We start from the raw sequence: 13,848 nt of genomic DNA on the forward strand, positions 1-13,848 counted from the left end.
CTCAAATTTTTAAAAGTCTATGAAAATAAAAGATATAGCTAAAATTTTAGGTGGTGAAATCTTAGGAAATGAAGAATTAGATATTGTTGGAGTTTTACCACCTGATGAAAATACTGAAGGATACATATCTGTTATATTTGAAAAAAAATATGAAAGGGGTAATTATTTTGCTGTTTTAACATCAAGAGAGTTTTTAAAGCACATGAGTTTTAAAAGTGCAATTGTCGTTGAAAAACCTAAGGAAAAAATGATAGAACTTTTAAGTTTGTTCGAGGAAAAGGAGGAGATAAAAAGGAAAATACATGAGACTGCTATAGTTTCAAAAGAGGCAGAAATTGAAGATGGAGCTTATATTGGACCATACTGTGTTATAGAAAAAAATGTTAAAATAAAAAAAGGAGTCAAACTTTTAGCCTTTGTATATGTAGGTAAAAACTCCTTTATAGATGAAGATACTATAATTTTTCCCTTTGTTTCTATTGAAAAGAATGTAAAAATTGGAAAAAGATGTGTTATACATTCAGGGACTGTGATAGGTTCTGATGGATTTGGTTATGAAAAAAGAGAGGGTAAAGTAGTAAAGGTTCCGCAAATTGGATGGGTCAATATAGGGGATGATGTAGAAATAGGTGCAAATGTTTGTATTGATAGAGCGGTAATAGGAGAGACAAAAGTTGAAAAAGAGGTAAAGATTGATAATTTAGTTCAGATTGCACATAACGTTAAAATAGGGGAGAGAACCCTTATTGCCTCTCAAACAGGTATCGCTGGGAGTTCGAAAGTAGGAAAAGACTGTTTAATTGCAGGTCAAGTAGGTATTAAAGATCATGTAAATGTTGGAGATGGAGTAATTTTAACGGCTCAAGCAGGAGTTTCAAAGGATGTTCCTCCTGGGAAAATTTATTCGGGATACTTTGCCAGAGACCACAGTATAGTTCTTAGAGCAACAAACATTTTATACGAACTTCCTTTTTACTGGGAAAAAATAAAAAAGGTTATTGAAAAATAATCTAACTTTTGAAAGAAAAAATTTATAAATTTTATAATTTTACTAATGGATGAATTACAGATTTTGTTAAGACTTTTTTTGTCTTTTATTTTGGCCGGGATAATAGGGATAGAAAGGGAGCTTTCTGGTAAGGCTGCGGGTTTAAGGACACATATGCTTGTTGGTTTAGGTTCAACGGTTTATGCAATAGTATCAATTATGGTTCATTCTGAAAAAGGTGTGGTTGATCCTTCGAGAGTAGCAGCCCAGGTTGTCTCAGGGATAGGATTTATTGGAGCAGGTGCAATTTTTAGAGATGAGGATAGAATAAGGGGGTTAACTACCGCGTCAGATATATGGGTTATGGGAGCAATAGGTCTTTCAGTGGGATTAGGTTACTTTTTGCTTGCAGTGCTATCTACGTTTCTTGTTCTTATTGTTTTGATAGGAGGTGCTTGGGTCGAGAAAAAGGCTCTAAAAACAAAATGATAGAGATTATTTTAAAAGGTACAATTTATCTTTTCTTTCTTATTGGAATTGCAGCTTATCTTACCTATTTTGAAAGAAAGTTTTTAGCCTGGTTTCAAAATAGAGTAGGTCCAAACAGGGCAGGACCAGCAGGAATTTTTCAGCCTATAGCAGATGCAATAAAACTATTCTTAAAAGAGGATATAACTCCCACTAAAATAACCTCCAAATTTTTATATTTCATAGCTCCGTTACTTACTAGTTCCTTTGCTGTTTCACAGTTTTTTTTAATCCCGCTTTTCCCAGAGGGTCCCTTCCCTGATATAAATTTCGGTATCTTACTTTTACTTGTTTTATCCTCAATCAGTCTTTATGGTGTTGTTTTTGGCGGATTTGCCTCAACAAGTAAATATTCTGTAATAGGTGGAATAAGAGGAGTTTTAATGTTAATTTCATATGAAACAGCTCTCATATTAGCTCTTATTAGTATTTCCTATCAGGCAGGCAGTCTTTCTTTAAGAGAGATAGTTGAGGCACAAAAGATTCCCTTTATTTTTCCTCAATTTCTTGGTTTTCTTGTTTTTTTAATCACAGGCTTTATGGAAACAAAGAGACTTCCCTTTGACATACCAGAGGCAGAGTCAGAGTTAACAGGAGGTTTTCACACAGAGTATAGTTCCATTAAATTTGCCTTTTTCTTTCTTGGTGAATACCTTCATATTTTACTTATTTCTTCACTTATTGTTACCCTTTACTTTGCTGGTTGGAAGTTTCCTTTGCTTCCTCCTTTTATATCTTTTCCTTTAAAGGTAGCACCCTTTGTTTTCTTTTTCATTTGGGTTAGAGCCTCGTTACCGAGATTTAGATTCACTGACTCCTTAGAAATTGGATGGAAAATTTTACTTCCGCTTTCTTTTTTAAATCTTTTAATAACAACTCTCTGGGTTTCTATAAGGGGGTAAAAATGTGCTAGTAGGTGTTTTCTTAAGTCTAAGGAGAAAACTTTTTTAATTAAGGGTAGAACGTATGGTTTTTAACATATTTTTAAAGTTTTTTCTATTTTCTCAATATATTTTGATACCAATGGATGAGGTTCAAACAGATCATCTAAAGGCTTATGGAATTGTTTATAGAAGTTTGCAGAGAGGTATAAATTTTGAATGGCTTTTAAATTATAGAGGGGGATCATTTATGGCTGAGTATTCAAGCGAGATTGAGCAAGAATGTATAAATAATCAAGTTTTTTACGAAGTTATAACTACTACGGTGGCGTCTAATATTTATGCTTATATTGAGGAACATAACATGAGTGCTTTACTTCTTGAGGTTGCACCAAAGCTTGCTGTTTATGCACCCCCTTATACAGAGCCTTGGGATGATGCAGTTGAACTAGTTTTAAAATATGCAAACGTTCCTTACGATAGAATTTGGGATAATGATATACTTGAAGGAAGATTAGAAAAATATGATTGGCTTCATTTACATCATGAAGATTTTGCTGGTATGTATGGAAAATTTGAGCTTGTTTATGGTTCTTTTCCTTGGTATAAGAAAATGAAGGAGACTGATAACGAAGTTGCTAAAAAGTATGGATTTAAAAATGGACCACAGATGAAACAGGCAGTTGCCTTAAAAATCAAACAATACGTAGAAAACGGTGGCTTTTTGTTTTCAATGTGTTCAGGTCCTATAACTCTAGATGTAGCTCTTGCCTCTGTTGGAATAGACATATGGGATTTGCCTTACGATGGAACTCCCTATGATCCTGACGCAAACAAAAAATTAAACTTTAATAACACCATGGCGTTTCAAAATTTTGAGATATATATGAGCTACTTAAATGACGAAGTGTCGGATGTAGATGTCACAAAGGAAGCTGATTTAAGAGGGCCAAATGTTTGTTTTAAGCTATTTGAGTTTTCTGCAAAGTATGATCCTATTCCCTCTCTTTTAACACAAAATCATCAAAATTGTATTAAGGAGTTTTTAGGTAGAGATACGGGTTTTAGAAGGGATAAGTTAAAACCATATGTAGTCATTCTTGGAGAAGTAGAGAAAACAGAGGAAGCTAAATACATTTATTCTAGTTTTGGAAAAGGTTTTTTCACCTATTATGGGGGGCATGATCCAGAAGATTATAAGCACTTTATAGGTGATCCTCCAACGGATCTTTCAAAACATAAAAATTCGCCAGGTTATAGATTAATTTTAAACAATATACTTTTCCCTGCAGCTCAACCTCAAAAGTTAAAAACATAGTTAAGGGTATCTTTGACTCCGAGGAGTGGAGAAACTGCTTTAACTTTCTTAGAAACAAAAAATGGATTTGGATAGGTTCGGAAAACGAGGGCTTTTATGCTCTTGAAACAAAAAAATTATTCTTTAAAATTTATGAGTCAGGATGGAAAGGAACTTATCTTTCAGGAAAAAATTTAAAGGATAAAAGACCAGAGGATTTTTTGTCCTATTTTAAAAAATTCACATTAAAAATCGTTATAAATGACTATTATAAACTGTTTAGGGAAAGTAAAGTTTTTAGGGCTTACTTTGAAACAGCATATACTATAGAAAAAAAGACAGAGGATGAACTTTTCAAAAATTACAAAAAGTCACTGAGAGAAGATATAAAAAGAGGAGAAAGACACGGTCTTTTTTTTAAAGAACTAGAAATTCAACATTTACCGGAATTTTATAAAATTTACACGCATACAGTAAAAAAACATAGATCAGAAATTATCCCATTCTCTCTGATAGAAAATATCTATAAGTATACAAAAAACAAGGGATTTTCAAATTTTTATGGGGTTTTTCTTGATGATGAGCTTCTCTCCGGGGTAATAGTAGTGTATCCAGATGAAAAGACAGCTTTAGCTTTAATACAGGGCACATCAGATAAGGGTTATAAACTTGAGGCCTCTTCTTTTATATTTCATAACATAATAAAAAAAGAATTTGAAAAGGGAAAAGAGATATTTTCATTTGGTTCGAATCCAAAAGATAAGGGAAATTTAATTTTTTTTAAAAGAAAATTTGGAGCAATAGATTATACTTATCCCGTATATATCTGGTATAATCCGTGGTACACTGAGGTCTAATTCGTTTAGTTAGGTAATTAAATATCAAAAAGCTCACTTTCAAGTTCTCTTTTTGTTTCATCAATAATTTTTATCCTGACAGTTTTAGGGAGTGGAAACTTTAGTTTATCCACTTTTTCAGGCCATTCAACTAAAAAAATTGCATTTTCCTCAATAAGTTCAGGTAAATTTAGTTTTTCCTCTAAATCTTTAACTTCAGTTCTATATAAATCAATATGGTATATCTTACCACCAGGGATGTTGTACTCGTAGACGTACAAAAAAGAGGGGCTTCTAACTATATCATAACCAAAGTAAGATAGAATGCCTCTAATAAAGGTAGTTTTTCCAGAGCCTAAGGGGCCTTCAACTAAAATACTTGAGGGAAATTTAATCTTTCCTGCCAATTTGTAACCAAGATTAAAAGTCTCTTCAGGTGAGTTTGTTATAATTTTCATCTTTTAAAAATTTAATGTATAAAGCATAAAGAGTCAAGAAGGGAAAATGTTTAGAATTTTTGAAAAATTTTTTAAAGTTTTCACTTCCCCCACCTGTTAGGATTATCTTAAAATTCTTTGATCTATATCTTGTTTTAAGTCTATTTAATATTGATTTTATTCCGAATATAAGAACGTTCTTTATTCCATAATTTACACACTCTTCAGTGCTTTTTCCAATTAACTTTAGATCCTTGTATATTTCATTAACGTTTATGAGGGCAGTTTTTTTATTAAGGGTTTCTATCTGCGTTTCCAAGGAAGGTATTATAAGTCCTCCCTTAAAGTCACCGTTTTTGAAGGCCACGTCTATGGTTATAGCTGTCCCAAAGTTGATAACAATTACATCTTGCCTAAATAAATTTATTGCACCAAATACATTAACTAATCTATCTATACCAAGTCTTTCTTTGTTTCTGTAGGGATTTTTTATTTCTTTAAAATCTTTGTGAGTTAAAAATTTTACATCAAAATTTTCCTCTATTTTCTCTTTGATAGATGGAACAACAGAAATAGCATAAATAGGAGAATCTTTGTATTTTTTTAAAAATTTTTCAATCAGTTCTAAGGAACTTTCTTTTATATCAACTTCAATTTGTGGTTTTTCTTTTAGAGATTTAAAGTAACCTATTTTTATGTTTCTATTACCGATGTCAACACATATAAGCTTTTTAATCAACAAATCTCAAGTTAAAAATTTCAAAAAGTGGGAAGGAAAAAGTTCCCTCTTCTAAATCAACTTTTATTTTAAAATCTTTTTCAACTTCTTTAAGAAAGCCCTTATAAATTTTATTATTGTATAGAAATTGTATCCATCTTTTAACTATTATGTTTTTTGAGTATTTCTCGTAGAGCAAATCAAAATCCCATTTTGAGACATCTAAAACTGTTTCAACAAGTTTTCTTTTTAAAAAGCTAAGGTCAAATTTTTCTCCTGTTAAAAGATAAATTGAGGAAGCCTCAACAAGACTTTCAGGAAACTTTTCAGTATTTACATTTATTCCAATACCGCATATAAAATTATCTTCTGTTTTTTCAATTAAAATACCGCATACTTTTTTATCTTTAACTAAAATATCATTTGGAATTCTTATATATGGTTTTAAATCAAGTTTTTTAATTAATTCTTCTATGAGAACAAAGGCAGAAACAGAAGTTACAAGAAAGATTTTTTTTTCGTCTTCTATATAGGGTAGATAAAATGAAACATATAGTCCGCCTTTTGGAGAAAAGAAAATATTTTTACCCCTTCCTTTTCCCTTTATCTGTCTTTCTGCAAAAACAAATACAGTTTTTTGATTTTTTATGTATTTTCTTATGAAATCTTGAGTTGAGAAAACTTCTTCAAGCTCGATTATTTCAATCACTTTTTTCCCGTGGATGAGTATTTTTATAAATTCTTTTGATTTCGTTAATTGAGAGATTGGTGTAAATCTCTGTTGTTGCAAGCGAGGAGTGACCAAGGAGTTCTTGTATACTTTTTAGATCTGCTCCATGATCAAGAAGATGTGTAGCAAAGGCATGTCTCAAAAGATGGGGATGGATTCCCGAATAGTTCGCTCTTTTTAAAAAATTTTCTCTTACTAACTTTCTCAACCCAAAGTAAGAAAGAGGTTTACCTTTTATTGTAGTAAATAAGCACTCAGTATTTATTCCGAGATCCTTTCTTATTTCTAAGAATTTCTTCAATAAATCGAAGGGTTTTTCGGGAATAGGAATTAGTCTCATCTTGTTACCTTTACCTTTTATTCTTACTTCTCTTAATCCTATCGAAATATCATTTATCTTGATATTCAAAAGTTCATTTGCTCTTACACCAAGTCCATAAAGAAACTCTATTATTAATTTGTTTCTAATCTCAAGAAAATTATTTGGTTCCCATTTATCAAGTAACTCCTTCATCACTTCTTCTGGAATTATACTAGGTAACTCCTTTTCAAGTTTAGGTACATGAATACCACTTAAAGGATTTTTTTCTATTTTATTTTCTTTTACTAAAAATTTATAAAAGGCTTTAAGTGAAGATATTTTTCTAGCTATTGATTTTTTTTTGTAACCGTACTTTAGAAGATCTGCAAAGTACTCCCTTAAGTGTAATCTCTCAATTTTTTCTGGCTCCGTAACTTTATATTTATCCCTTGTGTATTCAAAGAATAAAATTATGTCTTTTTTATAGGACTTTATCGTATTTTCTGAATAATTTTTTAAATATTTAAGTTTTGAGAGAAAGGTATCTAAGTGCTTAATCAAATTTTGGTTTTGTTACAAGTCTCTTTGGTTCGATAAGCATAATTAAAGATGGAATGTTAGCTCTTGATCTGTGCCTTGTTCCCTTTTTTACAAGTAGTCCCTCCCCCTCCCTCAGATTATAGGTTCTTTCTTCAGTATCAATATAGATTTCCCCTTTTAAAACTATAAATAGTTCATCACCCTCGTTGTGAACATGAAAGGGAAATTCTCCGTGTATCATTGCAACTCTTACAGCAACATCTTCTACTACAGCTATTTCATAGGGAACCCAAAATCCCTCTTTTTCCTCGAAAATTTTAAAAATCTGTATCTTTTCCATTTTCAAACTTAATCTCTATTTTTTCAACTTTAATCATCGCTTTAAAATCATTGGTAACAATAGAAATATTATAAGGATTTTCATCTTTCCAATCAATGTGTATAGTAAAATCAGGGAACTTTAATTTACTTATCTTTATGGCTTCATTAAAGCTAATTTCAATCCCACCCTCTAACTTAAAAATATATTTGTCCTCTTTGTAAAAGGCATCAACAACCCTTATTTTTCCTATATAGTTAAGAGGAGCATAAAAAATTTTTGTGAGTAAAAGAATTGTTTTATTTAAATCACCTTCATACTTTTCTGTTCCAAAAGGTGAATATAAAAAAAGTAAAGTCTTTGTAGAATCTGCCTCAAACTTGAATTTACCCCTAAAAGAGTAATCATTTGTGAGTATTAGGTCACCTCTAGATTTTATAAAACTGAATTCTCCTCTATGATTTCTTTTGAGAAAATAGTAAAATTTTTCCTGAGGATTTTCTATCCTTACAAGTCTCGTACAACTTAGTAGTAGAAGAACTAAAAAACTTGAGAATAGTAACCTTGTAAAAGAAACTCTGATTTAAACGCTCCTCCTCGAGAGAATTTCTCTATACTCCTTTACCGTATTATAAAGTCCAGAGAGCACACTGTCAGCAATGATAGCAAAACCAACAGAAACTTCCTCTATTTCCTCAATCTCAAGTAGGGGAATGATATTTTGTCTTGTTAAACCATGTCCTGCCTTTACTGTGAGTCCCTTAGATTTTGCATATTTAGCAGATTTTTTAAGTCTTTGAAGCTCCTGTTCCTTTTTTTCTCCCTTTGCTATCACATAAGAATTTGTATTCAGTTCAACCGCATCCACTCCCAACTCTTTAGCAATATCAATCATTTCCTCATCAGGCTCAATAAAAAGACTTACTTTTATCCCCGCTCCTCTTAGTTTCTCTATAGATTCTTTGATTTCAGATTTAACTTTTTTTAAGTCAAGTCCACCCTCAGTTGTGACTTCGCCCTCTCTTTCGGGTACCAAAGTAACCCAGTCTGGTTTAACTTTTAAAGCAAAGTCCACATACTGTGAACACATTTCTAAATTCAACTCTCCTGATATGTATTTCCTAAGTTTTTCTACATCCCCCTCTTTAATATGTCTCTTATCTAGTCTGATGTGACAAGTTATTCCGCATGCCCCGGCTTGCTCTGCAATTATAGCAGCTACAAGGGGATCTGGAAATTTTTCTTTTCTTGCCTCACGAAGAGTTGCCACATGATCAACATTAACACTTAATTTTATTGGTCTCATTTTAAGACTTCATTTTCATTTGAGCCTCTCTTGCTACTACTGCGGTCATATTCACCACATCTTGGACATCATCTCCCTTTTGTAGTACACAGGTTGCCATCTTTGTTCCAAGTAGGATTGGACCTATAACTTGAGCATTTCCTAATCTCTGCAAGATTTTATAGGAAATGTTCGCTGAATCAAGATTCGGGAAAATCAGAACATTTGCTTTTCCTTTTAAGTAAGAGAAGGGATAAAACTCCTCCATTATTTCAGGAACAAGAGCAGTATCTGCCTGCATTTCACCATCTGCAACTATATGTGGATATTTCTTCCTGAAGATCCTAACAGCTTCACTAACCTTTTCAGTTTCCTTCACTCTTACACTTCCAAAGTTTGAAAAAGATAGAAAAGCAACCTTAGGCTCAACTCCAAGATCTTTTGCAAAGTTTGCTGTAAGAATTGCTATCTCTGCAAGTGTTTCAGGATCTGGGTTTATATTTACAGTTGCATCAGCAAAGAAGAATACCTCATTTTCAACTATAATTATATATAAGCCTGCAACAGTTTTAACATTATCCTGTGTTTTTATAATTTGAAAGATTGGTCTTAAAGCGTTTGCGTAATCGGTTGTTAAACCTGCTATAAGGCCATGAGCATCTCCTTCGTATACCATCATAGATCCAAAAACTATTGGATTAGAAAGAGAGAAGTATGCCCACTGCTTTGTAACACCCTTTCTTTCCCTTATTCTAAAAAGCTTTTCGGCGTATTCATCCCTCTTAGGTGACAAAGCAGGATCAATGATTTCGTAGTCGAAGTTAAGTCTTAAACCTTCAATTTTTTTCTTTATAATTTCTTCTCTACCAAGTAAAATAGGTTTTGCTATTTCATCGTTTGCTACTATATTTGCAGCTCTTATTATTTTTTCATGCTCACCTTCGGCATAAACCACCTTTACAGGTTTCTTTTTTGCCTCCTGTATAATTATGTTCATAACTCTTCCACCTTTCATCACTTTCTCTTTTAATCTCTCCCTATACTCATTTATATCTATCTTAACTTGTGCAACATTAGTTTCTATGGCAGCTCTTGCAACTTCAGGTGCTTCCCAGTATAAAACTCTTGGATCAAGAGGCTTAGGAATTATGTAATCTTTTCCAAATTCGAGTCTCTTTACTCCATAGGCCCTAGCAACAGAGTCAGGAACATCTTCTTTTGCAAGAGCAGCAAGAGCCTTAGCTGCTGCCAATTTCATTTCATCATTTATCTTTCTTGCTCTTACATCCAAGGCTCCTCTAAATATAAAGGGAAAACCAAGAACATTGTTTATCTGATTTGGATAATCACTTCTACCTGTAGCAATTATTCCATCAGGTCTTGCTTCTTTCGCATCTTCATAACTTATTTCTGGAATGGGATTTGCCATCGCAAATATTATCGGTCTATCAGCCATTTTCTTAACCATTTCTTTTGTAACAACATTACCAACAGAAAGTCCGATGAAAACATCGGCTCCCTCTAACGCTTCGGCTAAGGTCCTTTTTTCAGTTTCAATTGCAAACTCCTCTTTATAAATGTTCATTCCCTCCTTTCTTCCCTTATATATAACTCCCTTCGTATCACACATTATTATGTTTTCTTTTTTTACTCCTAAAAGTAAGTAAAATTTAGCACAGGCAATTGCAGAAGCTCCAGCACCGTTAATAACTACCTTAATTTCATCAATTTTTTTACCCACCAGTTCAAGGGCATTTAAAAGAGCTGCACCAGAGATGATTGCAGTTCCGTGTTGATCATCGTGAAAGACGGGTATATCAAGTTCCGCTTTTAATCTTTCTTCAATTTCAAAACATTCAGGAGCTTTTATGTCCTCAAGGTTTATTCCTCCAAAGGTGGGAGAAATAAGTTTACAGGTTTTTATAAATTCCTCTATATCCTCAGTATTAATTTCTATATCAATAGCGTCTACATCGGCAAATTTTTTAAAGAGGACACATTTTCCCTCCATAACGGGTTTTCCAGCAAGAGCTCCGATATTTCCAAGTCCCAAGACTGCTGTTCCGTTTGAAATAACAGCAACGAGGTTTCCCTTTGCTGTATACTCATAGGCCAAAAGAGGGTCTCTTTTAATTTCCAGGCAAGGTTCAGCTACTCCCGGTGTATAAGCAAGTGATAAATCTCTCTGTGTTTCACAAGGTTTTGTTAACCTTATTTCAAGTTTTCCCTTTTTACCCCTTGAATGGTATTCAAGGGCTTCCTCTCTTGTTATTTTCATTTTTTCTCCTTTTTGGGGAATTTTTAAGAGGGATTAAAAAACCCCGATGAGATTATTCTTTCTCAGACTTTTTTTTATTATACAAAAAATCGAGGTAGTCTTGCAATAAGTAAGAAGCTGAAATGGCGTGAATATTTTTTTTATGTTTTTTTGCGAGCTTAGTTGTTTCCCATTCGTCCCAAAATACTACTTTTATTTTATATTCTCTTTCTATTTCTTCACTTATTTTTTTTATTTTATTTGCTAATTCTAGTTTTTTCCCTGAAATAGAGCGAGGTTCTCCAAAGAGAATTTCCAAAGGCTTGTACTCTCTAATTAGTTCGTCAAGAATTTTTTTAAAGCACCTTTTTCTTGTATCAATTTCAAAAAGAGGTGAAGAGATTAATCTATTTTCGTCTGATATTGCAAATCCTATATACCTTTCACCGAAATCAATTGCTAAAATTCTCCTTATTTTTAAAACTCCATTTTCTTAATTTTATCTTTTAAAGCTTTAAAAAATATAGTTAGAAGTATAATTGAGAAAAGCAGGAAAATTAAAATATAAGGGAAAAATTGAGTTTCGATACCGTAGTAATATTTTTGTAAAGGCTTTTGAAACAGAATAAAGCCTGATATTAAAAGGTAAAGGATAAGTATAGAAGCTGTTAAAAAGGCTCCAGGTCCAGAAGCGATTTTAGCTGGATTTTTCTCGTCGAACTGCGGAAATATATATCCGATTGATAGAGCTAAAAAAGTTATACTAAATATAATAAACGGCAAAAGAGATATGAAAATTAAAGTTAAGTCTTTAAAGTATAAAACTTTAAGTGAAAAATGAGTGGAGAAAAAGAGGAGATAGCCCATAAAACTTAATAAGATAAAGTAAAGAATAAGTTGAAAGGAAAAAAGCTTAAGTGGGTCTTCACCGGCTAAGTAAAAAAGGGAAACTCCTCTTTCTTCAACGGACGCAACAGGGTATATAAATCTTACTGCAATAGTAATTAAAAGATACACTACAAAAACAAAGTTAGAGTAAATTATGATTACGTGCCATATCGGAATATTTATACCTAGCCCTTTTCCCCTCACAGAAATAACATAAAGAAGAAAGAGTAAGATTAAGAAAATGAATTGAGAAATTTGAGAGTAATTTCTATAAAAACTCTTAAATTCTTTTTGAAGTAAAATAAATTTTGGATTTCTTCCCCCTTGAGCCTTTTCCTTTAAAAAGCTTTTATAATGAACCTTTTCAAAGGGCAAGACTGTTAAAATTGTAGCTAGTAAAAGATTAAAAGTTAAGAGCAAAAGAAAGACTGTAAAGGTGTCTTTATTACCTATAAGTGAAGAAAAGAACCAGTTCGAAGGCAACAAAGAAGGTGACATTGTTCCAACCTGCTTAAGAATGTAAACAGCCTCATCTATACTTTTAACATCAAAAACTTTAAAAAGTTGAGGTTTACCAAATCTTAAATATAAGTATATGAACAAAAGAAAAAGTATCCCAAAGAAAAAGGGCAAAATTTCTTTTTTTAATGTAGGTGATAGCCTGACAAAAAAATAAAAGAGAAATATACCTACAAGTCCCGCAGAGATTATATAAAAAACGAAATTAAAAGAAAGTAAAATTAACTTTGCTTTCTTAATCTCAAATATAGTTACGTAGGAGAAAAGAAGTGGAATAAGAAAAATTAATGGAACCCACGAAGAGTAAATTATAATTTCAAAAAATTTTATAACAAAGATACTTTCTTTCTTTAATGGAAATCTAAATAAAAAGGAGAACTCCTCATCTTCAAAGAAAATAGAAAAGCTACTTACTATATTAGATAGCACTAAAAAGAAGAAAATACTCATCAGGGTGAAATCAACAAATTTTTGTGAAACGATAATGCCAAGCACAGGCACTTTATTCAAAAAGTAAAAAAACCTGTAAAAAAAATAATAAATAATAAAAAACAAAATTGCTGCAAAAATAAAAGGTAACGAAACTCTCTTCCAAAACGAAAAAGACTTTAAAAGATTTAATAAAATCCTTATCTTTAAAGAAAAGAGTAAATAAATTTCTTCTATCAAATATAACCTAAATCCTCAAGTCTTCTTTTAATTTCCTCTTCCTCTTCCTCCGTATAACCCCTTACCTCCTCAATTTTCTCTATATACCCCCTGTCCTCCAGAAATCTCAAAATTTTATCTACACTTTCATTAACAGTTTCCTTCTCAGTATCACATATGACCTCAGGATTTAGTGGCTCTTCATAGGGATCATCAATCCCCGTAAAATTCTTTATTAAACCCTCCCTTGCCTTTTTATACATACCCTTAACATCTCTTTTTTCACACACCTCTAAACTCGCTTTAACATAAACTTCAATAAAGTTAGGTATACTTTCCCTTGCCCTTTGTCTTCCCTCTCTATATGGCGAAACAAGTGCCACTATTACATTTACTCCGTGCCTTGTCAAAAGTTCAGAAAGAAATGAAACCCTCCTCATATTCTCCATTCTGTCTTCTCTTGTAAAACCAAGATCCTTATTTAAAAAATTTCTTATAAGATCTCCATCAAGAACCTCTACGTCTTTATTCCTCTCAACAAGTTTTTCTGCTAACTTTTTAGCTATGGTAGTTTTACCTGAACACGGTAGACCTGTAAGCCAAACACAAAATCCTCTTTTTTTCAACTTTATTTAATAAATTTTTAATGGTTTTGAACCATTTTTACTCTCTTAGG

16 protein-coding genes are annotated in these 13,848 nt (G+C 32.2%); 6 read left to right on the forward strand and 10 right to left on the reverse strand.

The features are described from left to right. Positions 1-19: 19 nt before the first annotated feature. From lpxD to ABDH49_00340, 5 genes are all read left to right on the forward strand, one after another. Positions 20-1,009, forward strand: coding sequence for a UDP-3-O-(3-hydroxymyristoyl)glucosamine N-acyltransferase (gene lpxD, locus ABDH49_00320; protein ID MEN3045422.1), 990 nt, complete (start codon positions 20-22; stop codon positions 1,007-1,009). Between the two features lie 45 nt (positions 1,010-1,054). After that, the gene (locus ABDH49_00325) at positions 1,055-1,477 is read left to right on the forward strand and encodes an MgtC/SapB family protein (protein MEN3045423.1); all 423 of its coding nucleotides are present in this window, start codon (positions 1,055-1,057) and stop codon (positions 1,475-1,477) included. Next, positions 1,474-2,418, forward strand: coding sequence for an NADH-quinone oxidoreductase subunit NuoH (nuoH, locus tag ABDH49_00330; GenBank protein MEN3045424.1), 945 nt, complete (start codon positions 1,474-1,476; stop codon positions 2,416-2,418). Before ABDH49_00325 ends, nuoH begins: the two co-directional genes overlap by 4 nt. Before the next feature lie 64 nt (positions 2,419-2,482). Next, positions 2,483-3,715 (forward strand): asparagine synthetase B, encoded by a 1,233-nt coding sequence (locus ABDH49_00335; protein MEN3045425.1) that lies wholly within the window; start codon positions 2,483-2,485, stop codon positions 3,713-3,715. Between the two features lie 200 nt (positions 3,716-3,915). Then, positions 3,916-4,551, forward strand: a complete 636-nt coding sequence (locus ABDH49_00340) for a peptidoglycan bridge formation glycyltransferase FemA/FemB family protein (protein ID MEN3045426.1) — start codon at positions 3,916-3,918, stop codon at positions 4,549-4,551. Between the two features lie 17 nt (positions 4,552-4,568). On the opposite strand, the gene tsaE is transcribed toward ABDH49_00340, so the two are convergent. Genes tsaE through ABDH49_00365 form a run of 5 tightly spaced genes read right to left on the reverse strand, consistent with a single transcriptional unit; the run spans position 4,569 to position 7,596 of the window. Continuing rightward, positions 4,569-4,988, reverse strand: coding sequence for a tRNA (adenosine(37)-N6)-threonylcarbamoyltransferase complex ATPase subunit type 1 TsaE (tsaE, locus tag ABDH49_00345; GenBank protein MEN3045427.1), 420 nt, complete (start codon positions 4,986-4,988; stop codon positions 4,569-4,571). Then, complete coding sequence (locus tag ABDH49_00350) at positions 4,963-5,709, reverse strand: type III pantothenate kinase (GenBank protein MEN3045428.1); 747 nt, start codon at positions 5,707-5,709, stop codon at positions 4,963-4,965. The genes tsaE and ABDH49_00350 overlap by 26 nt, the downstream gene beginning before the upstream one ends. Further along, on the reverse strand, positions 5,699-6,394 hold the full coding sequence (locus ABDH49_00355; GenBank protein ID MEN3045429.1) for a biotin--[acetyl-CoA-carboxylase] ligase: 696 nt from the start codon (positions 6,392-6,394) through the stop codon (positions 5,699-5,701). Before ABDH49_00355 ends, ABDH49_00350 begins: the two co-directional genes overlap by 11 nt. Continuing rightward, positions 6,387-7,277: a site-specific tyrosine recombinase/integron integrase gene (gene xerA / locus ABDH49_00360; GenBank protein ID MEN3045430.1), complete on the reverse strand. Its 891-nt coding sequence runs from the start codon at positions 7,275-7,277 to the stop codon at positions 6,387-6,389. The genes ABDH49_00355 and xerA overlap by 8 nt, the downstream gene beginning before the upstream one ends. Further along, the gene (locus ABDH49_00365; GenBank protein MEN3045431.1) at positions 7,270-7,596 is read right to left on the reverse strand and encodes a cupin domain-containing protein; all 327 of its coding nucleotides are present in this window, start codon (positions 7,594-7,596) and stop codon (positions 7,270-7,272) included. The genes xerA and ABDH49_00365 overlap by 8 nt, the downstream gene beginning before the upstream one ends. A 260-nt stretch (positions 7,597-7,856) precedes the next feature. Here ABDH49_00365 and ABDH49_00370 point away from each other — a divergent pair, with 260 nt between their 5' ends. After that, positions 7,857-7,979 (forward strand): hypothetical protein, encoded by a 123-nt coding sequence (locus ABDH49_00370; protein MEN3045432.1) that lies wholly within the window; start codon positions 7,857-7,859, stop codon positions 7,977-7,979. Between the two features lie 179 nt (positions 7,980-8,158). Here the strand turns inward: ABDH49_00370 and ABDH49_00375 are convergent, their stop codons facing one another. From ABDH49_00375 to cysC, 5 genes are read right to left on the reverse strand one after another with little or no spacing between them, the layout of a single operon-like run. Further along, a complete protein-coding gene (locus tag ABDH49_00375) occupies positions 8,159-8,881 on the reverse strand; it encodes a pyridoxine 5'-phosphate synthase (protein MEN3045433.1) in 723 nt (240 codons plus the stop codon). 1 nt (position 8,882) lies between these two features. Beyond that, the gene (locus tag ABDH49_00380; protein ID MEN3045434.1) at positions 8,883-11,138 is read right to left on the reverse strand and encodes an NADP-dependent malic enzyme; all 2,256 of its coding nucleotides are present in this window, start codon (positions 11,136-11,138) and stop codon (positions 8,883-8,885) included. Between the two features lie 52 nt (positions 11,139-11,190). Continuing rightward, entirely contained in the window at positions 11,191-11,592 is a 402-nt protein-coding gene (gene ruvX / locus ABDH49_00385) for a Holliday junction resolvase RuvX (protein MEN3045435.1), read from the reverse strand. Between the two features lie 2 nt (positions 11,593-11,594). Further along, the gene (locus ABDH49_00390) at positions 11,595-13,193 is read right to left on the reverse strand and encodes a hypothetical protein (protein MEN3045436.1); all 1,599 of its coding nucleotides are present in this window, start codon (positions 13,191-13,193) and stop codon (positions 11,595-11,597) included. Then, on the reverse strand, positions 13,190-13,798 hold the full coding sequence (gene cysC / locus ABDH49_00395; GenBank protein ID MEN3045437.1) for an adenylyl-sulfate kinase: 609 nt from the start codon (positions 13,796-13,798) through the stop codon (positions 13,190-13,192). The genes ABDH49_00390 and cysC overlap by 4 nt, the downstream gene beginning before the upstream one ends. Positions 13,799-13,848 lie beyond the last annotated feature (50 nt).

Source organism: Candidatus Hydrothermales bacterium, from assembly GCA_039630235.1.
Classification (GTDB): domain Bacteria; phylum Hydrothermota; class Hydrothermia; order Hydrothermales; family JAJRUZ01; genus JBCNVI01.

What these genes read in the sequence shown, in the direction of transcription:
- ABDH49_00365 (MEN3045431.1), bottom strand. Translation starts at nt 7,596, where the DNA reads ATGGAAAAGATACAGATTTTTAAAATTTTCGAGGAAAAAGAGGGATTT.
- ABDH49_00375 (MEN3045433.1), bottom strand. Translation starts at nt 8,881, where the DNA reads ATGAGACCAATAAAATTAAGTGTTAATGTTGATCATGTGGCAACTCTT.
- tsaE (MEN3045427.1), bottom strand. Translation starts at nt 4,988, where the DNA reads ATGAAAATTATAACAAACTCACCTGAAGAGACTTTTAATCTTGGTTAC.
- nuoH (MEN3045424.1), top strand. Translation starts at nt 1,474, where the DNA reads ATGATAGAGATTATTTTAAAAGGTACAATTTATCTTTTCTTTCTTATT.
- lpxD (MEN3045422.1), top strand. Translation starts at nt 20, where the DNA reads ATGAAAATAAAAGATATAGCTAAAATTTTAGGTGGTGAAATCTTAGGA.
- ABDH49_00335 (MEN3045425.1), top strand. Translation starts at nt 2,483, where the DNA reads ATGGTTTTTAACATATTTTTAAAGTTTTTTCTATTTTCTCAATATATT.
- ABDH49_00325 (MEN3045423.1), top strand. Translation starts at nt 1,055, where the DNA reads ATGGATGAATTACAGATTTTGTTAAGACTTTTTTTGTCTTTTATTTTG.
- ABDH49_00380 (MEN3045434.1), bottom strand. Translation starts at nt 11,138, where the DNA reads ATGAAAATAACAAGAGAGGAAGCCCTTGAATACCATTCAAGGGGTAAA.